Origin of the sequence: Citrobacter sp. B72 (assembly GCF_016894305.1) — a bacterium.
In the GTDB taxonomy this organism is placed as follows: Bacteria; Pseudomonadota; Gammaproteobacteria; order Enterobacterales; family Enterobacteriaceae; genus Citrobacter; species Citrobacter portucalensis.
The window spans coordinates 168,442-194,315 of the sequence record NZ_CP069801.1; the positions used below are offsets into that span (position 1 = coordinate 168,442).

Below are 25,874 nucleotides of genomic sequence, written 5' to 3' on the forward strand. Positions count from 1 at the left end.
GCTGTATGCACAGCGGGAAGCCTGTTGGGATCAGGGCTGACCGGCCCACACCACCATCACCTTATCGTCGCCATGCTCGCGGATAAATCCGTATCCCTGCTTCAATGTCAGCGTGGTCTGTTTACCAGCACCGATGGCGGGATGTCTGGCCCGGAACTGACTGATGCGCTGCCAGTGAGTGACGCTGGCGGCAGATTTCCCGGCCACATCCGGCCAGTTCATTTCTGAGCGCGTACCCTGCAATGGGTCTGAACCTGTTGGTCCAAAGGGCCGGGCCGATTCGTCGCCGTAAAAGAGTTGTACCGCGCCTGGCGCCAGCAGCAATAGCTCGGCAGCTTTGTCTCCACCTTCGCGGAACAGGCGCGTATCGTGCGAGGAAAGATAGCTCAGGACGTTGAAATCCTGTAGTTTTTCAGCCATTTGTTGCCAGGTGACATCCATATTTGCCAGACAATCGACGGCCTTTGCCGCCTGCTCCTGATAGTCGAAATTGATCATCGCATCAAAGCCGTGACGGTAATAGTCGCTTTGCATCACGCCGTGACCCCAGGCCTCGCCGGTCATCCAGAAAGGTTTGTCATCCAGCGCTTTATCCGGGTTCGCTTTCTTCCATTCAACCAGCGCCGCGCTGGCCTGTGTTTTTAACTGCTGCCAGGCGGGAAGTTCGACGTGTTTGGCGGTATCGACCCGAAACCCGTCAATCCCGTAATCACGCACCCACTGGCTGAGCCAGTGGGTCAGATAATCTCGGGGCGTGTAACCAGCAATAGCTTTAGCGTGCGTATCTGGTTTGTGTAGATAAAAGTTTGGCAGCCCGGAAGGCGTGGTGGATTCGGTTTTCAGATCGGGCAGGAAAGCCAGCGACATGGTCTGGTCGTCAAAACCCGGATTGTCGTAATCACCAATATCGGTGCGGATCCAGTTTTTCCCCCACCATTTTTCCCAGCCTGCTTTATCGCTGAAGTTGATGTAATCATTAAAGCTGTGCCAGCTTTGCCCGGCGGCTGGCTTCCAGTCCGTCCAGCGTTCACCGAGCGTGTTTTTCAGTTCATCGCCCGACAAGTACAGGGCCCCAAACTGATACTCCTGCATATCCGCCAGCGTGGCGTAGCCGGTATGATTCATGACGACATCAAACAGGATGCGAATGCCGCGCTGGTGCGCGCCGTCAACCAGCGCACGCAGGTCAGCTTCATTACCCATATTCGCGTCGAGGGTGGTCCAGTCCTGAGTGTAATAGCCGTGGTAAGCATAATGGGGGAAATCACCTTTGGTGCCACCGCCGACCCAGCCGTGAATTTGCTCAAACGGCGCGCTGATCCACAGGGCGTTGATGCCTAACTGTTGTAGATAGTCGAGTTTGCTGGCCAAACCGCGCAAATCGCCCCCGTGGAAAGTACCAATTTCCTGCATGCCGTCGTTGCGACGCCCGTAGCTGTGGTCGTTGCTTGGGTCACCATTTACAAAGCGATCCGTCAGGACGAAATACACCGTAGCGTTATGCCAGTCGAAAGCGGCCGGGGCATCAGTTTCCACCCGTTCCAGCAGCAACAGTCCGTTACTGGCTGCGGCAGGCTGTAGGGTAATCGACCCATTTTTTACCGTTGCCGTTTGCTGGCTGTAGAAATCACGCACCACGGCACCTTCCGGAAAGGTCTGGCTCACATCTAGTGTTAACGGCGAACCATCCCATTTCGGGCACTGGCGAATCTGGGTCGTGACAGGGTCTGCTGCGCTTTTTACCGAGAGCATCAACGTTGGCGTTCCGGAGCGGGTATCCACTTCCAGCGTGTAATCGCCGTCTTTGAATAAGCGCCATTGCGGCGGGGCGCCTTCACACGGTTTTAGCGACAGCATCTGGTTGAGTTTTATCGCATCAGCAGGCTGCCAGCACTGTTGGTCAAAATTTAGGATTAAAGGACGCGTACCCTTCGTCAACGCTGCATGGCTGATGAATTTACCCGTACCTTCCGCTTCGAAGATGGGGAGTCCCTGAGAAGTCCATGATGAGGCGATGGCAATGCCGGGCATGAGCGCCAGCGCAACGGCGGCAAGTTTCATAATGCTGTCCTTGGTGCTGCGATTTTCGCCAGTTTGCCAGTGAAATCAGGCCGGAAACTCCTCCTTTGAGTCGATTCCGCCAGGAGGAGAAGTGAGGGTGAGCGATCGCGCGCAAAAAATGAACTTATTTTGCGATAACCTCCACATTTTCTTCGAATTAATAGCACCCTGAACCGTTAATGCGTGACATAGTTTCAGAATTGGACTATTCCTTTGGGTGCTCTTGACGGCTATTTTTGATATGATTTGAGATTCATCTCTCATTTTTGTGAAAAATATAAGGTGTTGGAATGTATAAATCCGACCAGGAGACCTAATGATATTGACTCCCATTCGACGATATGGGGCAATGATTCTTATGTTACTCACCGTTGCATTTTCGGGTGAGGTGCTGGCAAAGACACACACGGCGACAACGAGTCACAAGCCCCAGGTAATCAAGACAAGTAATACACAGGTAAGCAGTAAACAAGAGTATTCTCGCAATAGTGCAAAGAGTAGTTCACTTCCTGATTTGCGAAAATACCCTTCCGGAACACCAAGGAAAAAAGCGTTTCTCCGGACGGTTATGCCTTATATTACCAGTCAAAATGCTGCCATTACGGCGGATCGTAACTGGCTGATTTCAAAACAGTACCAGAACCGCTGGTCACCGACTGAGCGTACGCGTATGAAAGACATCGCGAAGCGCTACAAGGTGAGCTGGTCTGGCAACACGCGTAAAATCCCATGGAATACGCTGCTTGAGCGCGTAGACATTATCCCGACCAGTATGGTGGCAACCATGGCTGCGGCTGAAAGTGGCTGGGGTACGTCGAAGCTGGCGCGTAGCAACAACAACCTGTTTGGCATGAAATGTGGCAAAGGTCGTTGTAACAATGCCCCGGGTAAGGTGAAAGGCTACTCACAGTTTGAATCTGTGAAAGAGTCGGTGAATGCTTACGTCATCAACCTGAACACGCATCCGGCTTACTCTTCATTCCGTAAGTCACGTGCGCAGCTGCGTAAAGCCGATCAGGAAGTCACCGCTACCGCGATGATTCATAAGCTGAAGGGTTATTCCACTAAAGGACAGAGCTACAACAACTATCTGTTCGCAATGTATCAGGATAACCAGCGTTTAATCGCCGCGCATATGTAATTCTGTGTGCCGGATGGCGGCTTCGCCGCATCCGGCAATAATCCTCACAGCAACACTTCGCTGTTCACATCGCGATACTCTTTGGGCGTCGTGTCATACTCTTTCTTAAAGACCGAATAAAAGTATTGCAGAGACGGATAGCCGCACATCTGTGAGATTTCGTTGATTGAAAGCGTGGTAGATATCAACAGGCTGCGCGCTTTTTCCAGCTTTTCGGCATGAATCACGGCGTGGATAGTCTCTCCAACTTCTTCTTTAAAACGCTTCTCCAGATTCGAACGAGAAATCCCCACTGAATCCAGCACTTGTTCAACCTTAATACCTTTACAGGCATGGTTGCGGATAAAGTGCATCGCCTGAATCACCGCCGGATCGGTTAATGAACGATAGTCGGTTGAGCGGCGTTCAATGACGCGCACCGGAGGAACCAGTGTACGTTGCAGCGGCAGCTCTTCATTTGCCAGTAAACGATGTAAGAGCTTAGCGGCCTGATACCCCATCTGCCTGGCTCCCTGAGCCACGGATGAAAGCGCCACCCGCGACAGATAGCGGGTCAGTTCTTCGTTGTCGATCCCAATCACACACAGCTTTTCCGGAACCGGAATATGCAGGTGTTCGCAAACTTGCAGGACGTGTCGTGCCCGTGCATCGGTAACGGCGATAATACCGGTTTGCGGCGGTAGTGTTTGTAGCCAGTCCGCCAGACGATTTTGCGCGTGCTGCCAGTTTTCCGGTGCGGTTTCCAGCCCCTGATAGACAACGCCGCGGTACTTCTCTTTGGCAACCAACTGGCAAAACGCATATTCACGTTCCGCGGCCCAGCGTTTGCCGCTTGACGATGGCAGACCATAGAATGCAAAGCGGTTAACCCCTTTTTCCTTCAGGTGCAGGAAAGCGCTTTCTACCAACGCATGGTTGTCGGTGGCGATGTAATGTACCGGTGGATAATCTTGCTCCAGATGGTAGGAGCCTCCAACGCCGATGATGGGAACTTCAACATCGGCAAGTAATTGCGCAATATCATCATCGTCATAATCAGCAATAACGCCGTCGCCTAACCAGTCTTTAATATTATCGATACGGGCGCGGAAATCTTCCTCAATGAATATATCCCACTCGGATTGCGATGCCTGTAAATATTCACCCACACCTTCTACCACCTGGCGGTCGTAGGCTTTATTGGCATTAAATAGCAGAGTGATGCGGTGACGTTTATCAAACATAAGAACCTGTCCTGGAAAGGTTAACGTGGGCCTGTCGATACTAGCAAAACCGCAGGTACGACTGCTTGATGAAGCGTGACAAAATTCCTGATTGCCTGAGGCTACGCAAAATTTACATACTGGTCGCGGGATGACAATTGTCATTTTTTATCTGCGCATTACGGTTTTTTGTTTAATGACTAACCTTCGATCGCGATCGCTTTTTTATTTCTTTATTTAGCGCGTTTTTTTGGGAGCCAGCGCACGTTTGGGTATTCTCTTAATGGCGGTGTGAAATAACGTAATTGAGCAATAAATCAGGAAATTCCAGTATAGCCATATCGCAGTTTACTTGCCGTATTACCTGATTATGGAGCTTATTATGCCGGCTTATTTTGACCAACTCGATCGTGTTCGTTTCGAAGGCACTCAATCCACCAACCCGCTCGCATTTCGCCATTACAACCCTGACGAAATCGTATTGGGCAAGCGCATGGAAGATCATCTGCGTTTTGCGGCCTGCTACTGGCATACCTTCTGCTGGAACGGGGCGGATATGTTCGGTATGGGCGCTTTCGATCGTCCGTGGCAGCAGCCTGGTGAAGCTCTGGCACTGGCGAAACGCAAAGCGGATGTGGCATTTGAGTTTTTCCACAAGCTGAACGTGCCTTACTACTGCTTCCATGACGTGGATGTTTCGCCGGAAGGCGCGTCTTTGAAAGAGTACAAAAACAACTTTGCGCAGATGGTTGATGTGCTGGCGGCAAAACAGGAACAGAGCGGCGTGAAGCTGCTGTGGGGTACAGCAAACTGCTTCACTAACCCACGCTACGGTGCGGGTGCGGCCACAAACCCAGATCCAGAAGTGTTCAGCTGGGCCGCCACGCAGGTGGTTACGGCCATGGATGCCACGCACAAGTTAGGTGGTGAAAACTACGTTCTGTGGGGCGGCCGTGAAGGTTATGAAACACTGCTGAATACCGATCTGCGTCAGGAACGTGAGCAGATTGGTCGTTTCATGCAATTAGTCGTGGAACACAAACACAAAACCGGTTTCCAGGGCACTTTGCTTATCGAGCCGAAACCGCAGGAACCGACCAAGCACCAGTACGACTACGATGCGGCAACCGTGTACGGATTCCTCAAGCAGTTCGGTCTGGAAAAAGAGATCAAACTGAATATCGAAGCCAACCACGCTACGCTTGCAGGCCATTCGTTCCATCACGAAATCGCCACCGCTATCGCGCTGGGTCTGTTTGGCTCTGTCGATGCCAACCGCGGCGACGCACAGCTGGGCTGGGATACCGACCAGTTCCCGAACAGCGTAGAAGAGAATGCCTTGGTGATGTACGAAATCCTGAAAGCGGGCGGCTTCACTACCGGCGGCCTGAACTTTGATGCCAAAGTACGTCGCCAGAGTACCGATAAATACGATCTGTTCTATGGTCATATTGGCGCGATGGATACCATGGCGCTGTCGCTGAAAATTGCGGCCCGTATGATTGAAGACGGTGGCCTGGATCAGCGTGTGGCTAAACGTTATGCCGGTTGGAATGGTGAGCTGGGCCAGCAAATTCTGAAAGGCCAGATGACGCTGACAGAAATTGCGCAGTACGCTGAACAACACAATCTGGCGCCAGTGCACCAGAGCGGTCATCAGGAATTGCTGGAAAATCTGGTAAACCATTATTTGTTCGACAAATAACGGGTCTCTGAGAACGTCCGTAAGCCCGGTCAGCTAGCGCTACCGGGCCTTTCTTTAAGGAACGATGCCTTATGTATATCGGGATAGATCTTGGCACATCAGGCGTAAAGGCCATTCTGCTCAATGAGCAGGGCGATGTGGTGGCTTCAAAAACGGAGAAACTCACCGTCTCGCGCCCGCACCCGTTATGGTCAGAACAAGACCCAGAGCAGTGGTGGCTGGCAACGGATCGCGCGGTAAAAGCACTGGGTCAGCAGCATTCACTCCGCGAGGTGAAAGCGTTGGGGATTGCCGGGCAGATGCACGGCGCGACGCTACTGGATGAACAACAGAAGGTATTGCGTCCGGCTATCTTATGGAACGACGGTCGCTGTGCTGAAGAGTGCGTGATGCTGGAGAGTCAGGTTCCGCAGTCTCGAGCCATCACTGGCAACCTGATGATGCCTGGCTTTACCGCGCCAAAACTGCTGTGGGTGCAACGCCACGAGCCGGAGATTTTCAACCAGATTGATAAAGTCCTGCTGCCGAAAGATTACCTGCGTTTGCGCATGACCGGTGATTTTGCCAGCGATATGTCTGATGCGGCAGGGACAATGTGGCTGGATGTCGCGAAGCGTGACTGGAGCGATGTCATGCTGGCTGCCTGTAAACTGGCTCGCGCACATATGCCTGCGCTCTATGAAGGCAGCGAGATTACCGGAACCTTATTGCCAGACGTCGCTAAAGCCTGGGGAATGCAGGAGGTTGCGGTTGTTGCCGGAGGTGGTGATAACGCGGCGGGCGCGGTTGGCGTAGGCATGATGAATGCCGGTCAGGCGATGCTTTCGCTGGGGACATCCGGCGTCTATTTTGCGGTGAGTGATGGTTTCCTTAGCAAACCGGAAAGTGCGGTTCACAGTTTTTGCCATGCTTTGCCTGAACGATGGCATCTGATGTCTGTAATGTTAAGTGCGGCATCGTGTCTGGACTGGGCGGCAAAATTAACCGGACTGGCGAGCGTTCCTGCGTTGATTGACGCTGCGCAACAGGCGGATGAACACGCGGAGCCAGTCTGGTTTTTACCTTATTTGTCCGGCGAGCGTACGCCGCATAACAATCCGCAGGCCAAGGGCGTATTTTTCGGTCTGACGCATCAGCATGGTCCGGCAGAACTGGCACAGGCGGTGCTGGAAGGTGTGGGGTTTGCGCTGGCTGACGGTATGGACGTGGTACATGCCTGTGGCGTTCAGCCCGCCAGCATTACGCTGATCGGCGGTGGGGCGCGTAGTGAATACTGGCGTCAGATGCTATCTGACATCAGCGGATTGCAGCTGGATTACCGTACCGGCGGTGACGTTGGTCCTGCACTCGGCGCGGCGCGCCTGGCGCAAGTTGCCATGAATCTGCAAACGTCGTTATCAGAGTTACTGCCTCAGCTTACGCTGGAGCAGGCGCATTATCCTGACGCGGAGCGTCATGCTCGTTATCAACAGCGTCGAGAAACTTTCCGTCGTATCTATCAGCAATTACAACCGCTGATGTCCTGACCACTTTCCCCTCTGGCTAGCAGGGGGGAATTTGCCGAATATATATATCCACGAAAATAATAAGTTACACGTATGGATGTATTCTGAAAGTCCTGTGTAGTCGCTTTTTTCTGTGTTGTCTTTAGCGGGTTATTCATATTGTATCCATGATGGATAAGGAGATCCCAATGAAGACAACCAGGCTGTTGCCATGGATATTATTCCTCTCAGGCATACTGACTTACAGTATCGGTTTATGGCGCGCATGCCCGTTATTGAGCGGCAAGGGGTATTTTTTGGGGGCGCTGATGACGGGGATGTTCGTAACGTATGCCTATCAGCGCGCAGTAAATCTCAATCAAAACGATGAACGCTTCGCTTCCGTATGTCAGATGGTGGCGCTCATCACGGCAGGGCTGTTGCTGGTGGGGGTGTGGAATGCCCCGTTGGCACCCTTCGAAATAGGGTTATACCCGGCAGCATTCTTCGTGTGTTTGGCCGGACAAGTTTTACTCCTGCGTCCAGGGCCGAATGAACAAAAGGGTGAGTCTTAACTCACCAACCTGCGCGTATCGATACGCTGCAAGAGTATGGACAACAGCAGGCTACCCGCCAGCGTGGCGCTGAAAATCCATAGTATATCCAGCGGTGGCCAGTTTTTGAGTTCAATTCCGTTGGTACGTAGTGCGTGAATGATCAGCGCATGAAAGCCATAAATGCCCAATGAATGGCGAGAAATAAGGCCCAGTAGCGGCAGAGTACGTGCGCTGAGCGTATTTTTGACCAGCGTCAGGAGCGAGGCGGCGCAAATAAATACCGCTGGGCCGCAGTAGAGGTACCAGGTGTCGGCAAAATTGCCTCGCCAGCGCAGTTCATGCAATGTGCCACGAGAAATAATAAATACTGCGGTAATGAATAACGCCGCACAGAGCCAGCTGAGCGCACGCTTTTGCGTATCCATCATGCCAATCGCCCGGCCCAGCATGCCGTACAGGATGTAATAGAAAGTATCGCCACTGATGTACAGGTTGACTGGGAGCCACTCAAAACCGCCGATTTTTTGCGAGACGGTGTTGGGATTGGCAATCACCCCAATCACAACCATGAGCGCCAGTAGCATCTTGCCGCTGATATTTTTCACCTGTATCAGCGGAGAAACCAGGTAGATGACGGCGATCGCGAAGAAAAACCACAGGTGATAGAACACCGGCTTTTGCAGCAGGTTCTTCAGCGACAGCTCTGCGTTGATCGAGGTAAACAGCAGGATATAGACCAGCGCCACGCTGCTGTAAAACAGAATGCAGAGCGCGATGCGCAGGAAATGGCGCGGTTTGGCGCTACGCTCACCAAAGAACAGATAGCCCGAAATCATAAAGAACAGCGGAACGCTGACGCGAGAGGCTGAATTGAGCACGTTAGCCAGATCCCAATTCAACGGGCTGACGCTTTGCGCATTGGTGATGTACCAGGTTGTGGTGTGGATCATCACGACCATTAAACAGGCTATCCCGCGCAGGTTATCAATCCAGAAAATTTTGGGCTGCATCAGTTCCTCTGTGTCCATTAAAAAAAGTCTGACCGATATTTTGCGAACGTAGCTCACTGGAATAATCCGAGTTCTTACGCTAAAGCTTGAGATGGTCTGATGAGATTCTCAAAATAGGATCTGTTTCCAGACACTAATAATAAGACTGACCAGCAAACCAGGCGGTAATAAAATGATGATGAAGTATTTCTTTCCCGCGATCGCTGCCCTTTTGCTGGTAGCGTGCGCTGACACACAATCGTCTGCACCTGCGCAGAAAGCGCAAAAGGTTAAGGTCAGTGCCACACGTTCGCTGGATATGGAGTCATTGTGCAAAAATGAGGCGGCGCAACGCTACAACACTGGCGCGCAGAAAATTGATATCTCCGGCCTGGAGCAATTCCAGGGCAGCTATGAGATGCGTGGTTCTACCTTCCGTAAAGAGAGTTTTGTCTGCTCTTTTGATGCAGACGGGCAGTTTTTGCACCTTTCCATGCGCTAAGTTCCCCCTTTTTCCCGTTTCGTACTGTATATCTTGCAGCCAGCGGGTATACTGACCGCTTCCTTTAAATCCACACGTATCCAGCACGAAATAATATGCAAAAGTTTGATACCAGGACCTTCCAGGGCTTGATCCTGACCTTACAGGATTACTGGGCTCGCCAGGGCTGCACCATCGTTCAACCATTGGACATGGAAGTCGGCGCGGGAACATCTCACCCAATGACCTGCCTGCGTGCGCTGGGGCCGGAGCCGATGGCGACTGCTTATGTGCAGCCTTCTCGTCGTCCGACCGATGGCCGCTATGGCGAAAACCCGAACCGCTTACAGCACTACTATCAGTTCCAGGTAGTGATTAAGCCGTCTCCGGACAACATTCAGGAGCTGTACCTGGGTTCTCTGAAAGAACTGGGTATGGACCCGACCATTCACGATATCCGTTTCGTGGAAGATAACTGGGAAAACCCGACGCTGGGTGCCTGGGGTCTGGGTTGGGAAGTGTGGCTGAACGGCATGGAAGTGACGCAGTTCACCTACTTCCAGCAGGTTGGTGGCCTGGAATGTAAACCAGTAACCGGGGAAATTACTTACGGTCTGGAACGTCTGGCCATGTACATTCAGGGCGTAGACAGCGTTTACGACCTGGTCTGGAGCGACGGCCCGCTGGGTAAAACCACTTACGGCGACGTGTTCCATCAGAACGAAGTGGAGCAATCCACCTACAACTTTGAATACGCCGACGTGGACTTCCTGTTCACCTGCTTCGAGCAGTACGAGAAAGAGGCGCAGCAGCTGCTGGCGCTGGAAAATCCGCTGCCGCTGCCTGCGTATGAACGCATTCTGAAAGCCGCCCATAGCTTCAACCTGCTGGATGCGCGTAAAGCCATCTCCGTCACTGAGCGTCAGCGCTATATCCTGCGTATTCGCACCCTGACCAAAGCAGTGGCAGAAGCTTACTACGCTTCCCGTGAAGCCCTTGGCTTCCCGATGTGCAACAAAGACAAATAAGAGGCGGCCATGTCTGAGAAAACTTTTCTGGTGGAAATCGGCACTGAAGAGCTGCCACCAAAAGCCCTGCGCAGCCTGGCTGAGTCCTTTGCTGCAAACTTTACCGCGGAGCTGGATAACGCTGGCATCGCGCACGGCAACGTTGAGTGGTTCGCCGCGCCGCGTCGTCTGGCGCTGAAAGTTGCGAATCTGGCGGAATCTCAACCCGATCGCGAAGTTGAAAAACGCGGTCCGGCCATTGCCCAGGCGTTTGACGCTGAAGGTAAACCGAGCAAAGCGGCAGAAGGTTGGGCACGTGGCTGCGGCATCACGGTTGATCAGGCTGAGCGTCTGACTACCGACAAAGGCGAATGGCTGTTGTACCGTGCGCATGTGAAAGGCGAAAGCGCTGAAACGCTGCTGCCGAACATGATCGCCACGTCACTGGCGAAGCTGCCGATCCCGAAACTGATGCGCTGGGGCGCGTCTGACGTCCACTTCGTGCGTCCGGTTCACACCGTGACTCTGTTGCTGGGAGACAAAGTGATTCCGGCAACGATTCTGGGCATTCAGTCCGATCGCGTGATCCGCGGACACCGCTTTATGGGCGAGCCGGAATTCACCATCGATTCTGCCGATCAGTACCCGGAAATCCTGCGTGAGCGCGGCAAAGTAATTGCGGATTACGCTGAGCGTAAAGCGAAAATCAAAGCCGATGCTGAAGAAGCGGCGCGTAAGATTGGCGGTAACGCTGACCTGAGCGAAAGCCTGCTGGAAGAAGTTACCTCGCTGGTGGAATGGCCGGTAGTGCTGACCGCGAAATTCGAAGAGAAATTCCTCGCTGTTCCGTCTGAAGCGCTGGTACACACCATGAAAGGTGACCAGAAGTACTTCCCGGTATACGCGAACGACGGCAAACTGCTGCCGAACTTTATCTTCGTTGCCAACATCGAATCGAAAGATCCGATCCAGATTATCTCCGGTAACGAGAAAGTCGTTCGTCCGCGCCTGGCGGATGCCGAGTTCTTCTTCAATACCGACCGTAAAAAACGTCTGGAAGACCATCTGCCGCGTCTGCAAACCGTGCTGTTCCAACAGCAACTGGGTACGCTGCGCGACAAGACTGATCGTATCCAGGCGCTGGCGGGCTGGATTGCTGGTCAGATTGGCGCTGATGTTAACCACGCAACGCGTGCTGGCCTGCTGTCCAAGTGCGATCTGATGACCAACATGGTCTTCGAATTCACCGACACCCAGGGTGTGATGGGCATGCACTACGCGCGTCACGATGGTGAAGCGGAAGATGTAGCTGTTGCGCTGAACGAGCAGTATCAGCCGCGTTTTGCTGGTGATGACCTGCCGTCGAACCCGGTAGCTTGTGCCGTGGCGATTGCTGACAAGATGGACACCCTGGCGGGTATCTTCGGTATCGGTCAGCATCCGAAAGGCGACAAAGACCCGTTTGCGCTGCGTCGTGCTGCGCTGGGTGTGCTGCGTATTATCGTTGAGAAGAACCTGAATCTGGATCTGCAAACGCTGACCGAAGAAGCGGTTCGTCTGTATGGTGACAAGCTGGCCAACGCCAACGTGGTGGATGACGTTATCGACTTTATGCTCGGTCGCTTCCGCGCCTGGTATCAGGACGAAGGTTATACCGTCGACACCATTCAGGCCGTACTGGCACGTCGTCCGACTCGTCCGGCTGATTTTGACGCACGTATGAAGGCGGTTTCGCACTTCCGTACGCTGGAAGCCGCGTCCGCGCTGGCTGCCGCGAACAAGCGTGTATCGAACATCCTGGCGAAGTCTGAAGAGACGCTGAATGACCGCGTGAATGCGGCAACGCTGAAAGAGCCGGAAGAAATTGCGCTGGCGATGCAGGTGGTTGTGCTGCGCGATAAGCTGGAGCCTGTCTTCGCTGCCGGTCGTTACCAGGAAGCGCTGGTTGAGTTGGCGGAACTGCGTGAACCGGTTGATGCGTTCTTCGAGAAAGTGATGGTCAACGTAGAAGATAAAGATCTGCGTATTAACCGTCTGTCTATGCTCGAAAAACTGCGCGAGCTGTTCCTGCGCGTGGCTGATATTTCTCTGCTGCAGTAACGGCCCTGCGCTGACTTAGAAAATGCCGGATGGTGGCTTCGCCTTATCCGGCATTTTTTTATGTTGTTAGCGCAACTGCAATTTTGTCAGACAGGTCTGGCTGTCTTCCATCGTCTTAATAGGATACTCCGCCGTTTTACCGTTGTAGCTCACTGCGATGGTGCCTTCCATATTGCGCGGTAGCCATACCCCGACAAAGCCATTTCGGCCGCTCTTCATCGCTTTTTGTACCACCACATCACCCTTGTTATCCGTCACTTTGACATTGAATGTCTTCTCCGGCATTTCGCCCTGGCAGCCAGAAAGGCTGTGGTTGAAACAAGGATGTGTTTGCCATTCATACGGGGCAAACGACAGATAGAACTTGTCACCGAGCGGCAGGGTATAAACCTGATCGCCCGAAGAGAGCTTCAACGCGGTGCTGGTGATGGACGCTGAGTACGGCAGCGGGCGGCTCTGCGGTGATTGATCAATCGTCTCTACGATTTGTTCGACGGATTTCCCGCTAAGCCCGTGTTCGGCCAGAAAAGTAGCTTCCGGCGTTGCCGCGAACGCAGTACCAGTGGTGAGCAAACCTAAAATCAGCAGCAGTGAGGATTTCGACATAGCTTCAATTCCTTGTGAAAATTGTGGAATATAGACTGGCTCACTATAAAGCTTGCCCTTAGGGAAAGGTCAAAGGGACGACGGGTAAAGTAATGCAAAGAAGCGTTGGGGAGGGGAGACTTACAAAATACAGATAAAAAAATCCCCGCCGTTTGGCAGGGATTCAGAATTTTGAGCTTTTTAAGCTTACAGGCTGGTTACGTTGCCAGCTGCCGGGCCTTTAGCGCCGCTTTCGATGGTGAAGGAAACTTTCTGACCTTCGTCCAGAGATTTGTAGCCATCGTTCTGGATAGCAGAGAAGTGTACGAACACGTCTTTAGAGCCATCGTCAGGAGTGATGAAGCCGAAACCTTTGTCAGCGTTGAACCATTTTACGATACCAGTCATTTTACCGGACATAGTGTATTACCTTTTAAAAAATAAGTGTGCCTTTCGGCGATATGGCGTGCTTTACAGATTTTTTAACAGTAAAGGAAATGCTCACTACGAAGGGTATCAACGATAACTCTTGAAGGGACTTGCCTTACTAACTGCTGTAATGGTCTGTACGTCAAACCGTTGAGGGCATTAACTCATTTTACGCATGTGGATGCAACTACTATTTTCTTTTTTGTGGATAACCTTCGTAAGAGAACGGCCCTGTTACAGGACCGTTCTTGAGCAAAATTGAAAAATAGTTCAATCCATCAGTTGCTTACTTAACCTAGGGTCTGCCTGAATCAGGCGCATTAACTTCAATTCGGTAGTGGAAGGCTTTACGCGTTTAGACTCCCATTCATGAACCATCGCGACCGTCACGCCCATCACTCGGGCGAAATCATCTGTTTTTAAACCTGTCCCTCGTCGTAGCTGTTCAAATTCGGTGAAAGGGTTGGTTTTTTGCGGCAGAGTGACCGTCTGCGATACATCTTTAAAAACAATCTGCTCCAGACTGCTTAGCAGTTCAAACATAGGATCTTTGTATTCCATTGAGAACTCCTACAAATCACACAGCGGGATCGTGAATTTCTTCGAAGCTCATTAAGAGTAGTCGGAAAAAATGAAGCCGGATTTAAGGTTTGCGTGATGGATTCGTTTCAGCGGATCGCAGGTGACAATCTATTGCTGGCTAACGAACTGATAAAGGTCAGGATCTCCGAACGATCGATTCCGATTGTAAAGATGACTAAAATATGACGCCGAGTGGTAAATGCAGCATTGTTTAGCAAAACGAACGGTGGCGGGAACGGTTATTTTCCCCCACAAGATTACGCGGAAAGGGTATCTTGCGGGGCTGACCTGGACTATCCTTGTCAACGTCAGGCACGCGGGTGTCGTTGTGCGCATTTTTGGGTGAAAGGAGTATTAAAATGGCGACAGGTAAGTCCTGCTCTCGCTGGTTTGCGCCTGTTTTGGCGCTCTTAATGGTAGTTGGCCTGAGTGGGTGTTTTGATAAAGAAGGCGATCAACGCAAAGCGTTTATCGATTTTCTGCAGAATACTGCAATGCGTAGCGGAGAGCGTTTACCAACGCTGACCGCCGATCAGAAAAAACAGTTTGGCCCGTTTGTGTCCGATTACGCGATTCTGTATGGCTATTCGCAGCAGGTTAATCAGGCGATGGACTCCGGTCTGCGCCCGGTGGTTGATAGCGTAAATGCGATTCGTGTTCCTCAGGATTATGTGACTCAGCGTGAGCCGCTGCGTCAGGCAAATGGTGCGCTAGGTGTATTAGGGCAACAGTTGCAGAATGCGAAACTACAGGCAGATGCTGCGCATGGCGCGCTGAAGCAGGGCGAAGATCTGAAGCCGGTCTTTGATCAGGTGTACAACAAAGTTGTTACTGCACCAGCAGAGGCCTTACAGCCGCTGATCCCTGCCGCGCAAATTTTCACGCAGCAGTTGGTGCAGGTTGGTGATTTTGTGGCGCAGCAGGATACACAGGTGAGCTTTGTCGCCAACGGTATCCAGTTCCCAACGTCACAGCAGGCAAGTCAGTACAATACGCTGATTGGCCCGTTGGCTGCTCAGCATCAGGCATTTAATCAGGCCTGGACTGCTGCGGTGAATGCCGCTCAGTAATTAAGATACGGTAATACATGAAAGGCCGGGTGAGCGTAAGCGCTACCCGGCCTTTTGTTTATGATGCGACCTGCGGGTTTACGCAGTTCTTCTCAACGCGTCCTTGCAGCGCATCGATTAAGTTATCCACCGCACAGGCCGCCATGTTGTAGCGCGTTTCGTGCGTGGCTGAACCAATGTGCGGTACGGCCACCACGTTGGGCAGTGACAGTAGCGGTGAGTCTACCGATAATGGCTCTTGCTCAAATACATCCAGGCCAGCGGCATGAATTTCGCCTTTTTGCAGGGCGGCAATCAACGCTTTTTCATCGACCACCGGGCCACGTCCGGCGTTAATAAAAATGGCGGAAGACTTCATTTTTGCAAACTGCTCGGTGCTGAACAGATGATGCGTTTCGTCGGTTAACGGCAGGATCAGGCAGACAAAATCAGACTCCTGCAACAGCGTATCGAGGTCGCAGTAACGTGCATTGAAGCGTTCTTCTGCTTCCTGATGGTGACGGCGCGCATTATAGAGAATCGGCATGCTAAAGCCGAAATGCGCACGTTGTGCCAGCGCCAGCCCAATGCGGCCCATACCGACAATCCCCAGCGTTTTGTGGTGTACATCGGTACCAAACCAGTCCGGTCCGATACTTTTGGTCCATTCGCCAACCTTTACCCGTTCGGCAACTTCCACTACGCGGCGTGCGGTGCTTAACACCAGCGCCATTACCGTATCGGCGACGGTTTCCGTCAGCACGGTTGGCGTGTGCATCAACAGCACCTTACGCGCGTTGAGGGCATCGACGTCGAAGTTGTCATAGCCTACGGAAATCGTGGATGTCGCACGCAGCCTGGGCATTTTCTCCAGCAGAGCGGTATTGACGGCTTCACTGGAGCCCAGCAGACCTTCTGCATTGGCAAAAGCGTCGGCGTGCTGTGCGACCGTTTCCGGGCGCAGGTTAGGCACCTGAGTCACAGTAAAATGTTCTTCCAGGCGATGCAGTAAATCGTCAGGTAACGCTTTATAGAGAATAATGGACGGCTTCATGCGAATCTCCGTAAGTTAAAATTTAAGCGTGGCGTGCGCCAATAGGTAGCTGTTGATTATTAGCAGGCTTAACAATGAGAGTTAGCCACACTGAGACAAAAAGCGCTACCCCCATAAAAATGTACGAGGCAGACGGGCTGCCGGTAGCGCCATTGAGGTAGCCGACAAACCATGAACCAAAGAATGAGCCTAGCGCGCCCATGCTGTTGATCAACGCCATTGCCCCACCGGCGACGTTGCGCGGCAGCATTTCCGGGATGATGGCGAAGAAGGGACCATAGGGGGCATACATTGCCGCGCCTGCAATAACCAACAGCGTGTAAGAAATCCAGAAGTGGTCTGCGCCTACGGCCCAGGAGCCGATAAACGCGAACGCCGCGATCAGTAACAGTGGCCAGACAAACAGCTTACGGTTTTGCAGCTTATCGGACGCCCAGGAGACGAGGATCATCGCCGCCGTCGCCGCCAGATACGGTACGGATGACAGCCAACCAACTTCCACCATCCCCAGGTTTGCGCCGCCGTTGCGGATAATCGACGGCAGCCACAGGACAAAACCATAGACGCCAATACTCCAGGCGAAATACTGCATACACAGCAGGATGACGTTACGTGAGCGGAAAGCCTCGCTATAGTTACGTACGGCTTTGATGCCTTGCTGCTCTTTTTCCAGTTGTGCCTGAAGCGCGGCTTTTTCAGATTCTGACAGCCAACCGACCTGAGACGGTTTGTCTTTTACCAGCACCCACCAGCAGAACGCCCAGATGATGGCCGGGAAGCCCTCGATGATGAACATTTCTCGCCAGCCCAGCGCCTGAATCAGGTAACCGGAAACCACGGACATCCACAGAACGGTGACCGGATTACCGAGGATCAGGAAAGTGTTTGCGCGCGAGCGTTCAGATTTCGTAAACCAGTTGCTGATATAAATCAGCATTGCCGGCATCACGGCGGCTTCAACGACGCCAAGAATAAAGCGGATGGCGGCAAGCATTGGAATATTGCTGACCATGCCGGTTAACGACGCGCATGCGCCCCAGAGGATCAGACAGACAAAAATCAGTTTTCGTACGCTGCGGCGTTCAGCGTAAATTGCGCCCGGGATCTGAAAGAAGAAATAGCCGAGGAAAAACAGCGCGCCCAGCAGGGAAGAGATCCCCTTGGTAATGCCGAGGTCTTCGTTGATACCGGCGGCGGAGGCGAAGCTGAAGTTCGCGCGATCAAGGTACGCCAGGCTATACGTGATAAACACGATTGGCATGATGTACCACCAGCGTTTTGCTGCATTAGTTGAGCTATTCATAGACTGCCCTCTGGTTATGCTGATACGCCGCCTCTGTATGTAGGGTACAGAGTTGGCCGGGAGTTTATTCCCCTAATTGTTCACGTGTGGGTAATCCTTCGCTGTCGCCCTGAACCTGAATGGCCAGTGCGCCAATTTTATTGCCGCGTGTCACCGCCTGATGCAACGAGTGGCCTTCCAGCAGGGCGCTAATAACGCCCACGGCAAAGCCATCGCCTGCGCCGACCGTATCGACCACGTTGTCGACTTTTACCGGTGCCACGCAGCCTTGTTCGCCGCTGGCGGTTTTGTACCAGACGCCATCAGCCCCGGTTTTGACGATCACAGCCTTCACCCCATGGCGTAGATAAAAGTCGGCGATGGCTTCAGGCGTCTGCTGGCCGGTTAAAATCATGCCCTCTTTTAACCCAGGTAAAACCCAGTCAGCCTGAAATGCCAGGCGGTTCAGTTTTTCCACCATTTCGGCTTCGCTTTTCCACAATACCGGGCGCAAATTCGGGTCGAACGAGATGGTCTTCCCTTGGGCTTTCAGCGTGCGGGCGGTATGCGCCAGAAGTTCATAGGAGCTGGCAGAAAGCGCGGCTGCCACGCCGCTCAGGTGCAAGTGACGTGCGCTGGCAAAATAGTTCTCGTGGTAATCCTCAATGCTGAGGTGGCTGGCAGCGGAACCTTTACGGAAATATTCCACAATGGGATCGGTTCCATTTTCGACCTTAGATTTAAGCTGAAAGCCAGTAGCGTAACGCCCGTCCTGGGTGACTCCCTGCGCATCAATCCCTTCTTTTTCCAGCGACTTAACGATAAAACGTCCAAAACTGTCGTTGCCTACACGGCTCACCCAACCGACCTTCAGGCCCAGACGGGCAAGACCGGTCGCCACGTTGAGCTCCGCGCCTGCAACGCGCTTGATAAACTGCTCCACATCCGCCAGTTCGCCGGTTTGCGTGGCGACAAACATCGCCATCGCTTCACCAATAGTGACCACATCCAGTGAATTTTTCATGCGTTACTCCTCGCGTAACAGCTCGACGTAGCGGCGGGTAACCGCCACCAAATCCTGCCCTTCCAGGGGGAACTCAATGCCGCGTGGGACATCGTTGGGCAGCGTTTTTAGCAGCGCCAGCCAGCGCGGATCGGCGGTATCTGGCGGTACGGCGCGGTAGCTGTCGTGATATGCAACTGCGGCTTTGACATGGATATAGCCAACGGTTGACGCCAGGTTTTGTGCTGCTTCTTCCGGGGAGTCGCCCACCCACAGCCAGTTGCCCATATCGAAGGTTAAAGATATCGGCAGGTTTTGCGCCTGACAGGCTTCGTTAAAGCGCTGCATCGGCTGCAGGCGTCCGCAGTCGGTCTGATCGTTCTCGACAACCAGCTCCATTCCGCTGTTGTCCAGCCATTGGCGTAGAACGTCGAACTGTTCGGTATGGGAAAAATGGCCGAGGGAGACTTTTAACCACAGTGCCTGCAAGGCCTGCGCTTCCTCAAGTAGTTCTGGAAGACGGGGGTTGAGGCTACTGTCCTCAAGGAACAACGGTTCAGGCGCAGAGTAACAGGCCAGCAGGCCGAAGATTTCGATCGCAGAGGCCATCGTGGACAGCGTCTTCAGCTCAACGTCGGTTAATAGCTCGCGGCGGATTTCGACGCCGTCAGCACCGGCTTCAGCGATGATGGGCAGCATTGCCGTTTGCCCGCCTGCGGCCCGTACCTGGTCGTGCCCATAAGCGGCGGTGACCACCATAATTTTTCTTTTCATGGAAACTCCAGACTAGCGTTCTTGTTATAACGCTAAATGGAACCGGTTCCAAAGAAAAGCCTATGATGTCGAATTTATGATCACCATCACGAAGGTAATTTAACGGCAGGTAGAGCCGCGCACGATCAGCTCGCCGGAGAAGACCTGCTCCTGAATGGCCGCAGAGCCGCCATCGATCCGGCGCACAACCTGCTCAACGGCGGTGTAACCAATCTGCCAGGTGGGTTGTTTCAATGTGGTAATACCAACGCCCGCCAGCTCGGCCCATTCCAGCTCGTCAAAACCGAGTAGGCCAATGTCGCTCCCCCAGTTGAGGCCAATGCGTTTCAGGGCGCGGGCTACTTGTAGCGTGAGGGCACCGTTGGCAGAGATAACGGCTTTGCGCATTCCACGATGCTGCTGGTGAAACTGGCGCAGGGTGTCGTCCAGTTGCGTATTGTCCGTGAGCGGGACTTCGGCATTTTGCGCGATCACGCCGGGGTATTGCGTGAGCGTGGCACGAAAAGCGCTCAGGCGTTCGCGGCGGGTATTCACCATGCCGAGTGGTTCGCTGAGGAACAGGATGGCTTCAAAACCTTGCTCTACCAGATGCTCGGTGGCAACCGTTGCCGCCTGGGTGTTATCCAGCCCGACCATATCACAGGCGAAATCGGGAATTTTACGGTCAATCAGCACCATCGGCAGCGCAGACTGTTGCAGGCGGTTCAGCCCCTCTTCGCGCATCCCGACGGCGTTGACCACAATCCCTTCGACCTGGTAGCTGCGCAGCAGGTCGAGATAATGCAGTTCCTGATCCACTTCGTTGTTGGTGTTACACACCAGCGGGGTAAAGCCTTTATCGCGACAGGCGGCTTCAATACCACTTAGCACGTTGACGGAGTAGGGATTAGTAATATCGGCGATGATCAGGCCAATCAGGCGGGTACGACCATGTTTCAGGCCTCTTGCCATCAGGCTGGGACGGTAGTCGAGATCGGCAATGGCTTGTTCAATGCGGGCCAGCAGCGCGTCGGAAAGCAGGTGCTTTTCACCGTTGAGATAACGTGAAATGCTGGTCTTGCCGGTTTTTGCAGCTTTCGCCACATCGCTGATGGTTGCCCGTGTTGATTTGCTCATCGCTGATTTCCCTGAATTTGGTGACAACACCTTAACGCGAAAATCAACGATGGCAAGTGCTTCATGCCGGATGGATACGGTCTGCTTCCATCCGGCACAAAACGTTACTGGATCGGGCTTAAGGTAATTTCTACGCGGCGGTTTTGCGCTTTACCTTCCGCTGTGCTGTTACTGGCGATCGGATTTGCCGGGCCCATACCCTGAGTGCGGATGCGGTTAGCTGCGACCCCTTGAGTGATCAAGGCGCTGGCTACGGAGTCTGCGCGCTGCTGTGACAGACGCATATTCAGATCCTGGCTGCCGGTGCTGTCGGTGAAGCCCAGCACGTTGACGGCGGTTTTATTGTACTCTTTCAGTACCATCGCCACGCCGGTCAGGGTGTTAGCACCCGCAGGCTTCAGGTTGGCACTGCTGCTGTCGAAGGTGACGTTGTTTGGCATGTTCAGAATGATGTTATCGCCACTGCGCGTCACGCTGACGCCCGTTCCCTGCATTTTTTCGCGCAGTTTCGCTTCCTGCACGTCCATGTAATAGCCGATACCACCGCCAACGGCCGCGCCAGCCGCTGCGCCAATCAGTGCGCCTTTGCCGCGATCTTTCTTCGAAGAAGAGAGTGCGCCAATGCCCGCGCCGACCAGAGAGCCAATACCTGCGCCAATGCCGGATTTACCCGCTTCGCGTTCGCCGGTGTAAGGGTTTGTTGTGCAGCCAGAAACCGCCAGGGCGCCGCTCACGATGGCAGCAATAACAAATACACGTTTCTTCATCTTAATTCCTTAATGACTTTTTCTTCTTTGCCACAGCGACCGTGGCGGTTGATTATGACGTGTGAACATGAAGAAAATTCCAGGGAAGACTCTGAAATTTGTAAGTAACATTGAACGGCATAATAAATAATCCGTCACATCGCATTCAGGAGCGCCATCTTGGCTAATTCACCCGCACATTACTCGGTGTTAACTGCCGCCCACTGGGGACCAATCCTCGTCGACACTGATGGTGAGACGGTTTTCTCCTCGCGTGGCGCGCTGCCCACCGCTCATCCCAACTCTTTGCAAACCGTGGTGCGCGACCAGGTTCACAGTAAAACGCGGGTACGTTTTCCGATGGTGCGTAAAGGGTTTCTCGCCTCGCCGGAGAACCCACAGGGCGTACGTGGGCAGGATGAGTTTGTTCGCGTCAGTTGGGACGACGCGCTGAATCTTATCCATACGCAGCATAAACGCATCCGTGACAGCTACGGCCCGGCCTCAATTTTTGCCGGTTCGTACGGCTGGCGGTCCAACGGCGTGTTACACAAAGCGGCGACCCTGTTACAGCGTTATATGGCGCTGGCGGGCGGTTATACCGGGCATCTGGGGGATTACTCGACGGGGGCTGCGCAAGCGATCATGCCGTACGTGGTGGGCGGGAACGAAGTTTACCAGCAGCAAACCAGCTGGCCGGTGGTGCTGGAGAACAGCGAGGTGGTGGTGTTGTGGAGCGCCAATCCGCTGAATACCCTGAAGATTGCCTGGAACGCGTCCGATGAGCAGGGCCTCGCGTACTTTGAGGCATTGCGCGACAGCGGTAAACGGTTGATCTGTATCGATCCGATGCGATCGGAAAGCGTCGATTTCTTTGGCGATAAGATGGAATGGATTGCCCCGCATATGGGGACCGACGTAGCGCTGATGCTGGGCATCGCGCATACGCTGGTGGAAAACGGCTGGCATGACGAGGACTTTCTCTCCCGGTGTACTACCGGATATGACCGTTTTGCCGACTATCTGCTGGGTAAATCTGACGATGTTGCAAAAACGGCAAAATGGGCGGCAGAGATTTGTGGCATTCCGGCAGCGAAGATACGCGAACTTGCAGCGATATTTCACCAAAATACCACCATGCTGATGGCCGGATGGGGCATGCAGCGCCAACAGTATGGCGAGCAGAAACACTGGATGATTGTCACCCTGGCCGCCATGCTCGGACAAATCGGGACGCCAGGCGGCGGTTTTGGGCTGTCGTACCATTTTGCCAACGGCGGCAACCCAACGCGCCGGGCTGCGGTGCTGGCTTCAATGCAGGGCAGCGTTAAAGGCGGCACCGACGCGGTAGATAAAATCCCGGTGGCGCGAATTGTCGAAGCGCTGGAAAATCCCGGCGGTTTTTACCAGCACAACGGCATGGACCGCCATTTCCCGGACATCCGTATGCTGTGGTGGGCGGGTGGCGCTAACTTCACCCATCATCAAGACACTAACCGTTTAATTCGCGCCTGGCAAAAACCGGAGCTGGTGGTCATCTCGGAGTGTTTCTGGACCGCAGCAGCAAAGCATGCTGATATCGTGCTGCCAGCAACCACCTCCTTTGAGCGTAATGATTTGACCATGACTGGCGATTACAGCAACCAGCACCTGGTGCCGATGAAGCAGGTCGTACCGCCGCAGGACGAAGCGCGAAATGATTTTGATGTCTTTGCCGAGCTGAGTGAGCGCTGGGAAAAGGGCGGATATGAACGGTTCACCGAAGGTAAAAGCGAACTGGCGTGGCTGGAGACTTTTTACAATATTGCCGGGCAACGTGGGGCCAGTCAGCAGGTGACATTGCCGCCTTTCGCCGAGTTTTGGCAGCGCAACGCCCTGATCGAAATGCCGGAAAACGCCGCCAGCGCACAGTTTATCCGTTTTGCGGATTTTCGCCGCGACCCGCAGGCGCATCCGCTGAAAACGGACAGCGGCAAAATTGAAATCTACTCCGCGAGGATTGCAGGTTACGGCTACGCGGACTGCGCGGGACACCCGATGTGGCTGGAGCCGGATGAGTGGTTCGGTAACGCTGAACCGGACCAGCTACAGCTGCTTTCCGCCCACCCGGCGCACCGTTTGCATAGTCAGCTTAACTACAGTGCGCTACGGGAGCAGTACGCGGTAGCGGATCGTGAGCCGATAACGATTCATCCGCAGGACGCCCACGCGCGCGGCATTGCGGATGGCGATACGGTCAGGGTGTGGAACCAGCGCGGGCAAGTTCTGGCGGGCGCGGTGGTGACGGCGGGTATTAAACCCGGCGTCATCTGTATTCATGAAGGCGCCTGGCCTGATTTGGATCTCGCAGCGAACGGTATTTGTAAAAATGGCGCCGTCAACGTGCTGACCAAAGATCTCCCCAGCTCGAAGCTGGGGAATGGCTGCGCGGGCAACACCGCGCTGGCGTGGCTTGAAAAATATAGCGGACCAACGTTGGCGCTTACGGCGTTTGATCCGCCTGCCAGCCCATAATCCACGTGGGGTGGTGAGTCTCTTCCTGCCATGCGCCGTCTTCAATACGAAAACCCAGCGCATGGTAGAAGTTCACCGCTGATTGATTCTTCTGGTATACCTCAAGGCTGAGTATTGAAAAGCGCTGCTGGACATGCTGCACCAGCGCTTTGCCGATCCCGCTTCTGATGGCGGCAGGTGCGACAAACAGCGCGCCGAGAAAGCGGTCGTCAATCACGCTGGCAAAGCCTTTGAGCTCGCCTTCTTCTTCCCAAACCCAGGTTTGCGCGGCTGGCAGATAAACATCCCGCACCACGGATTCACTTTCGCGCCAGTAGCGCTCTTCGATAAATGGATGGGCATGGATTGTGCTTTCCATCCACAGCGCCAAAATTGACGGCAGATCTTCAGCCTTGGATTCACGAATCATGTTGTTCTCCCGGATAACAGATGCAGCTGGTGACATGGTCGTTGACCAGGCCGCACGCCTGCATAAAGGAGTAACAAATGGTGGTGCCGACAAACTTAAATCCGCGTTTTTTTAATGCTTTAGACAGCGCGTCTGACGCAGGCGTGGAGGTGGGAATATCGCTCAGATTGGCGGCGTGAGTCACTTGCGGTTGGTTATCAACAAATGACCAGACGAATTCGCTAAACGACTCTCCGTTTTGCGCCATCGTCAGAAAAGCGCGAGCGTTGCCGATAATGGCCTGAATTTTTCCGCGATGACGAATAATGCCGGCATCCAGTACCAGCCTTTCCACATCCTCTTCGGTCATGGCCGCCACTTTTTCCGGGTCAAAATGGTGGAAGGCGTGGCGATAGTTTTCCCGTTTCTTGAGCACGGTAATCCACGATAACCCGGCCTGCTGGCCCTCAAGGCAGATCATTTCGAACAGCTTTTTACCATCGGTTTCGGGGACGCCCCATTCCTTGTCGTGGTAGGCAATGTAAAGTGGGTCCTGGCTGACCCATCCGCAACGCTGCATATTCTTCCTCGCTGTTTTTACTGGCGTAAAAATTTCATTCGGCCCGCCTTGACGCGCCAGCTAAAAAGACAATATTTAATACAGGGCCTGATGGGCCCAATATCCTTCACACAATGACAATAATATCGCCGAATTCGGCTCTTTTCTGGAGTCGCGTTGATGATTATAAGAAACGGTAGTGGTCGCCAAAGGTTAACTCTGGCGAGCGTTGTAGTTTGTGCGCTGTCCATCAATACAGCATATGGCTGGCAACAAGAATATATCGTTGATGCGATGTCAGGGCATACGGCTGAACGTTATACATGGGACAGCGATCACCAACCACGTTATAACGACATTCTGGAAGAACGTATTCGTTCCACTCAGAACGTGGCGGGTCCCGTGGTAAATCTGGCGGATGAGACGCCTATGGATGCGACCAGCGGCATGAGTATGGGCTGGAACTTCCCGCTTTCAAGGCAGGTGACAACTGGTCCGGTTGCCGCGCTGCATTATGACGGTTCAACCACATCTACTTACAACGAATTTGGCGATAGCGCGACGTCGGTAACGCAGAACGATCCGCTGTGGCATGCCAGCGTGAGTTCGTTGGGTTGGCGAGTCAATTCGCAGTTCGGTGATGTGCGTCCGTGGGCGCAAATCAGCTATAACCAGCAGTTTGGCGAGAATATCTGGAAGGCGCAGTCGGGTCTCAGCCGCATGTCAGCAGCGGGTCAGGATGGTAACTGGGTGGATGTCACCGTCGGTGCAGATATGCTGTTGAACCCGCACATGGCGGCTTACGCGGCGCTTTCGCAGGCGGAAAACAGTACCAACAACAGCGACTATATGTACACCATGGGAGTGAGCGCCAAATTTTAACGTAAGTAATCAGCATATAAACATCTTGATTACATGTTGAGATCAACAATCACACGCACTCCAGCGATAGCGTGTACTAACTCATGCGATAAAATTCAGTAACCCGACTTTTTGTCTCGTCATTCATTCCGCATTCCAGGCATTTCATTCCGTCCTGGCGGCATTTCATGCCGTTTTCTCCTGC

Annotated in this window: 24 protein-coding genes; 10 read left to right on the top strand and 14 right to left on the bottom strand. The window is 53.4% G+C overall.

Translation table 11 applies throughout. From position 1 onward, the window contains the following. Positions 1 to 30: 30 nt before the first annotated feature. Positions 31 to 2,061, bottom strand: a complete 2,031-nt coding sequence (gene malS, locus JQN59_RS00790; protein WP_149607360.1) for an alpha-amylase — start codon at positions 2,059 to 2,061, stop codon at positions 31 to 33. A gap of 316 nt (positions 2,062 to 2,377) precedes the next feature. Between malS and JQN59_RS00795 the strand changes: the two genes are divergently transcribed. After that, the gene (locus JQN59_RS00795) at positions 2,378 to 3,202 is read left to right on the top strand and encodes a protein bax (protein ID WP_008786441.1); all 825 of its coding nucleotides are present in this window, start codon (positions 2,378 to 2,380) and stop codon (positions 3,200 to 3,202) included. A 44-nt stretch (positions 3,203 to 3,246) separates the two neighbouring features. Here JQN59_RS00795 and xylR read toward each other — a convergent pair whose 3' ends face one another. Continuing rightward, a complete protein-coding gene (xylR, locus tag JQN59_RS00800; protein WP_003827365.1) occupies positions 3,247 to 4,425 on the bottom strand; it encodes a D-xylose utilization transcriptional activator XylR in 1,179 nt (392 codons plus the stop codon). A 361-nt stretch (positions 4,426 to 4,786) separates the two neighbouring features. On the opposite strand from xylR, the gene xylA reads away from it, so the two are divergent. The 3 genes from xylA (at position 4,787) to yiaB (ending at position 8,168) form a co-directional block, all read left to right on the top strand. Continuing rightward, a complete protein-coding gene (gene xylA, locus JQN59_RS00805; protein WP_003024252.1) occupies positions 4,787 to 6,109 on the top strand; it encodes a xylose isomerase in 1,323 nt (440 codons plus the stop codon). Positions 6,110 to 6,180: 71 nt separating this feature from the next. Next, the gene (gene xylB / locus JQN59_RS00810; RefSeq protein WP_149607359.1) at positions 6,181 to 7,635 is read left to right on the top strand and encodes a xylulokinase; all 1,455 of its coding nucleotides are present in this window, start codon (positions 6,181 to 6,183) and stop codon (positions 7,633 to 7,635) included. 167 nt (positions 7,636 to 7,802) lie between these two features. Further along, positions 7,803 to 8,168 (top strand): inner membrane protein YiaB, encoded by a 366-nt coding sequence (gene yiaB / locus JQN59_RS00815; protein ID WP_048215326.1) that lies wholly within the window; start codon positions 7,803 to 7,805, stop codon positions 8,166 to 8,168. Here the strand turns inward: yiaB and JQN59_RS00820 are convergent. Further along, positions 8,165 to 9,160: an acyltransferase gene (locus JQN59_RS00820; RefSeq protein ID WP_128316450.1), complete on the bottom strand. Its 996-nt coding sequence runs from the start codon at positions 9,158 to 9,160 to the stop codon at positions 8,165 to 8,167. The two genes, yiaB and JQN59_RS00820, sit on opposite strands and share 4 nt — an antisense overlap. 172 nt (positions 9,161 to 9,332) lie before the next feature. On the opposite strand from JQN59_RS00820, the gene JQN59_RS00825 reads away from it, so the two are divergent. The 3 genes from JQN59_RS00825 (at position 9,333) to glyS (ending at position 12,727) form a co-directional block, all read left to right on the top strand. After that, complete coding sequence (locus JQN59_RS00825; protein ID WP_020996059.1) at positions 9,333 to 9,641, top strand: YsaB family lipoprotein; 309 nt, start codon at positions 9,333 to 9,335, stop codon at positions 9,639 to 9,641. A gap of 95 nt (positions 9,642 to 9,736) precedes the next feature. After that, complete coding sequence (gene glyQ / locus JQN59_RS00830) at positions 9,737 to 10,648, top strand: glycine--tRNA ligase subunit alpha (RefSeq protein WP_001168551.1); 912 nt, start codon at positions 9,737 to 9,739, stop codon at positions 10,646 to 10,648. Between the two features lie 9 nt (positions 10,649 to 10,657). Further along, the gene (glyS, locus tag JQN59_RS00835; RefSeq protein ID WP_149607358.1) at positions 10,658 to 12,727 is read left to right on the top strand and encodes a glycine--tRNA ligase subunit beta; all 2,070 of its coding nucleotides are present in this window, start codon (positions 10,658 to 10,660) and stop codon (positions 12,725 to 12,727) included. A 66-nt stretch (positions 12,728 to 12,793) separates the two neighbouring features. Here the strand turns inward: glyS and cueP are convergent, their stop codons facing one another. The 3 genes from cueP to JQN59_RS00850 form a co-directional block, all read right to left on the bottom strand. Then, positions 12,794 to 13,333 carry a copper-binding periplasmic metallochaperone CueP gene (gene cueP, locus JQN59_RS00840; RefSeq protein ID WP_032945331.1) on the bottom strand — a complete coding sequence of 180 codons (540 nt, stop codon included), beginning with the start codon at positions 13,331 to 13,333 and terminating at the stop codon, positions 12,794 to 12,796. A gap of 186 nt (positions 13,334 to 13,519) precedes the next feature. Next, positions 13,520 to 13,732 carry a transcription antiterminator/RNA stability regulator CspE gene (gene cspE / locus JQN59_RS00845; RefSeq protein WP_000014594.1) on the bottom strand — a complete coding sequence of 71 codons (213 nt, stop codon included), beginning with the start codon at positions 13,730 to 13,732 and terminating at the stop codon, positions 13,520 to 13,522. Between the two features lie 279 nt (positions 13,733 to 14,011). Continuing rightward, positions 14,012 to 14,302, bottom strand: coding sequence for an HTH-type transcriptional regulator (locus JQN59_RS00850; protein WP_003827383.1), 291 nt, complete (start codon positions 14,300 to 14,302; stop codon positions 14,012 to 14,014). A gap of 380 nt (positions 14,303 to 14,682) precedes the next feature. On the opposite strand from JQN59_RS00850, the gene JQN59_RS00855 reads away from it, so the two are divergent. Continuing rightward, entirely contained in the window at positions 14,683 to 15,393 is a 711-nt protein-coding gene (locus JQN59_RS00855; protein WP_003827386.1) for a DUF3053 domain-containing protein, read from the top strand. Positions 15,394 to 15,451: 58 nt separating this feature from the next. Here the strand turns inward: JQN59_RS00855 and ghrB are convergent, their stop codons facing one another. The 6 genes from ghrB to JQN59_RS00885 all read right to left on the bottom strand — a co-directional run bounded on the left by ghrB (position 15,452) and on the right by JQN59_RS00885 (position 21,368). Continuing rightward, positions 15,452 to 16,426: a glyoxylate/hydroxypyruvate reductase GhrB gene (ghrB, locus tag JQN59_RS00860; protein WP_048227295.1), complete on the bottom strand. Its 975-nt coding sequence runs from the start codon at positions 16,424 to 16,426 to the stop codon at positions 15,452 to 15,454. A 22-nt stretch (positions 16,427 to 16,448) separates the two neighbouring features. Beyond that, positions 16,449 to 17,729, bottom strand: coding sequence for an MFS transporter (locus tag JQN59_RS00865; RefSeq protein WP_003827389.1), 1,281 nt, complete (start codon positions 17,727 to 17,729; stop codon positions 16,449 to 16,451). A gap of 64 nt (positions 17,730 to 17,793) precedes the next feature. Continuing rightward, positions 17,794 to 18,732: a sugar kinase gene (locus JQN59_RS00870; protein WP_204528157.1), complete on the bottom strand. Its 939-nt coding sequence runs from the start codon at positions 18,730 to 18,732 to the stop codon at positions 17,794 to 17,796. 3 nt (positions 18,733 to 18,735) lie between these two features. After that, positions 18,736 to 19,485: a sugar phosphate isomerase/epimerase family protein gene (locus tag JQN59_RS00875; RefSeq protein WP_149607357.1), complete on the bottom strand. Its 750-nt coding sequence runs from the start codon at positions 19,483 to 19,485 to the stop codon at positions 18,736 to 18,738. A 99-nt stretch (positions 19,486 to 19,584) separates the two neighbouring features. Next, positions 19,585 to 20,601, bottom strand: coding sequence for a LacI family DNA-binding transcriptional regulator (locus JQN59_RS00880; protein ID WP_103014700.1), 1,017 nt, complete (start codon positions 20,599 to 20,601; stop codon positions 19,585 to 19,587). 104 nt (positions 20,602 to 20,705) lie between these two features. Beyond that, a complete protein-coding gene (locus JQN59_RS00885; protein WP_003827397.1) occupies positions 20,706 to 21,368 on the bottom strand; it encodes an OmpA family lipoprotein in 663 nt (220 codons plus the stop codon). A gap of 159 nt (positions 21,369 to 21,527) precedes the next feature. Between JQN59_RS00885 and JQN59_RS00890 the strand changes: the two genes are divergently transcribed. Continuing rightward, positions 21,528 to 23,861 (top strand): molybdopterin guanine dinucleotide-containing S/N-oxide reductase, encoded by a 2,334-nt coding sequence (locus tag JQN59_RS00890; protein ID WP_048215333.1) that lies wholly within the window; start codon positions 21,528 to 21,530, stop codon positions 23,859 to 23,861. Here the strand turns inward: JQN59_RS00890 and JQN59_RS00895 are convergent. After that, entirely contained in the window at positions 23,830 to 24,270 is a 441-nt protein-coding gene (locus tag JQN59_RS00895) for an N-acetyltransferase (RefSeq protein ID WP_003827401.1), read from the bottom strand. The genes JQN59_RS00890 and JQN59_RS00895 overlap by 32 nt on opposite strands. Further along, positions 24,260 to 24,829 carry a DNA-3-methyladenine glycosylase I gene (gene tag, locus JQN59_RS00900; protein WP_103014702.1) on the bottom strand — a complete coding sequence of 190 codons (570 nt, stop codon included), beginning with the start codon at positions 24,827 to 24,829 and terminating at the stop codon, positions 24,260 to 24,262. Before tag ends, JQN59_RS00895 begins: the two co-directional genes overlap by 11 nt. A 159-nt stretch (positions 24,830 to 24,988) precedes the next feature. Here tag and JQN59_RS00905 point away from each other — a divergent pair, with 159 nt between their 5' ends. Beyond that, positions 24,989 to 25,690 carry an autotransporter outer membrane beta-barrel domain-containing protein gene (locus JQN59_RS00905; RefSeq protein WP_048227291.1) on the top strand — a complete coding sequence of 234 codons (702 nt, stop codon included), beginning with the start codon at positions 24,989 to 24,991 and terminating at the stop codon, positions 25,688 to 25,690. The last annotated feature ends 184 nt before the right edge of the window (positions 25,691 to 25,874 follow it).

What these genes read in the sequence shown, in the direction of transcription:
- JQN59_RS00905 (WP_048227291.1), top strand. Translation starts at nt 24,989, where the DNA reads ATGATTATAAGAAACGGTAGTGGTCGCCAAAGGTTAACTCTGGCGAGC.
- JQN59_RS00820 (WP_128316450.1), bottom strand. Translation starts at nt 9,160, where the DNA reads ATGCAGCCCAAAATTTTCTGGATTGATAACCTGCGCGGGATAGCCTGT.
- JQN59_RS00870 (WP_204528157.1), bottom strand. Translation starts at nt 18,732, where the DNA reads ATGAAAAATTCACTGGATGTGGTCACTATTGGTGAAGCGATGGCGATG.
- JQN59_RS00850 (WP_003827383.1), bottom strand. Translation starts at nt 14,302, where the DNA reads ATGGAATACAAAGATCCTATGTTTGAACTGCTAAGCAGTCTGGAGCAG.
- JQN59_RS00825 (WP_020996059.1), top strand. Translation starts at nt 9,333, where the DNA reads ATGATGATGAAGTATTTCTTTCCCGCGATCGCTGCCCTTTTGCTGGTA.
- glyQ (WP_001168551.1), top strand. Translation starts at nt 9,737, where the DNA reads ATGCAAAAGTTTGATACCAGGACCTTCCAGGGCTTGATCCTGACCTTA.
- xylR (WP_003827365.1), bottom strand. Translation starts at nt 4,425, where the DNA reads ATGTTTGATAAACGTCACCGCATCACTCTGCTATTTAATGCCAATAAA.
- JQN59_RS00855 (WP_003827386.1), top strand. Translation starts at nt 14,683, where the DNA reads ATGGCGACAGGTAAGTCCTGCTCTCGCTGGTTTGCGCCTGTTTTGGCG.
- JQN59_RS00795 (WP_008786441.1), top strand. Translation starts at nt 2,378, where the DNA reads ATGATATTGACTCCCATTCGACGATATGGGGCAATGATTCTTATGTTA.
- JQN59_RS00885 (WP_003827397.1), bottom strand. Translation starts at nt 21,368, where the DNA reads ATGAAGAAACGTGTATTTGTTATTGCTGCCATCGTGAGCGGCGCCCTG.
- JQN59_RS00880 (WP_103014700.1), bottom strand. Translation starts at nt 20,601, where the DNA reads ATGAGCAAATCAACACGGGCAACCATCAGCGATGTGGCGAAAGCTGCA.
- tag (WP_103014702.1), bottom strand. Translation starts at nt 24,829, where the DNA reads ATGCAGCGTTGCGGATGGGTCAGCCAGGACCCACTTTACATTGCCTAC.
- yiaB (WP_048215326.1), top strand. Translation starts at nt 7,803, where the DNA reads ATGAAGACAACCAGGCTGTTGCCATGGATATTATTCCTCTCAGGCATA.
- cueP (WP_032945331.1), bottom strand. Translation starts at nt 13,333, where the DNA reads ATGTCGAAATCCTCACTGCTGCTGATTTTAGGTTTGCTCACCACTGGT.
- cspE (WP_000014594.1), bottom strand. Translation starts at nt 13,732, where the DNA reads ATGTCCGGTAAAATGACTGGTATCGTAAAATGGTTCAACGCTGACAAA.
- JQN59_RS00895 (WP_003827401.1), bottom strand. Translation starts at nt 24,270, where the DNA reads ATGATTCGTGAATCCAAGGCTGAAGATCTGCCGTCAATTTTGGCGCTG.
- glyS (WP_149607358.1), top strand. Translation starts at nt 10,658, where the DNA reads ATGTCTGAGAAAACTTTTCTGGTGGAAATCGGCACTGAAGAGCTGCCA.
- JQN59_RS00865 (WP_003827389.1), bottom strand. Translation starts at nt 17,729, where the DNA reads ATGAATAGCTCAACTAATGCAGCAAAACGCTGGTGGTACATCATGCCA.
- JQN59_RS00875 (WP_149607357.1), bottom strand. Translation starts at nt 19,485, where the DNA reads ATGAAAAGAAAAATTATGGTGGTCACCGCCGCTTATGGGCACGACCAG.
- ghrB (WP_048227295.1), bottom strand. Translation starts at nt 16,426, where the DNA reads ATGAAGCCGTCCATTATTCTCTATAAAGCGTTACCTGACGATTTACTG.
- malS (WP_149607360.1), bottom strand. Translation starts at nt 2,061, where the DNA reads ATGAAACTTGCCGCCGTTGCGCTGGCGCTCATGCCCGGCATTGCCATC.
- xylA (WP_003024252.1), top strand. Translation starts at nt 4,787, where the DNA reads ATGCCGGCTTATTTTGACCAACTCGATCGTGTTCGTTTCGAAGGCACT.
- xylB (WP_149607359.1), top strand. Translation starts at nt 6,181, where the DNA reads ATGTATATCGGGATAGATCTTGGCACATCAGGCGTAAAGGCCATTCTG.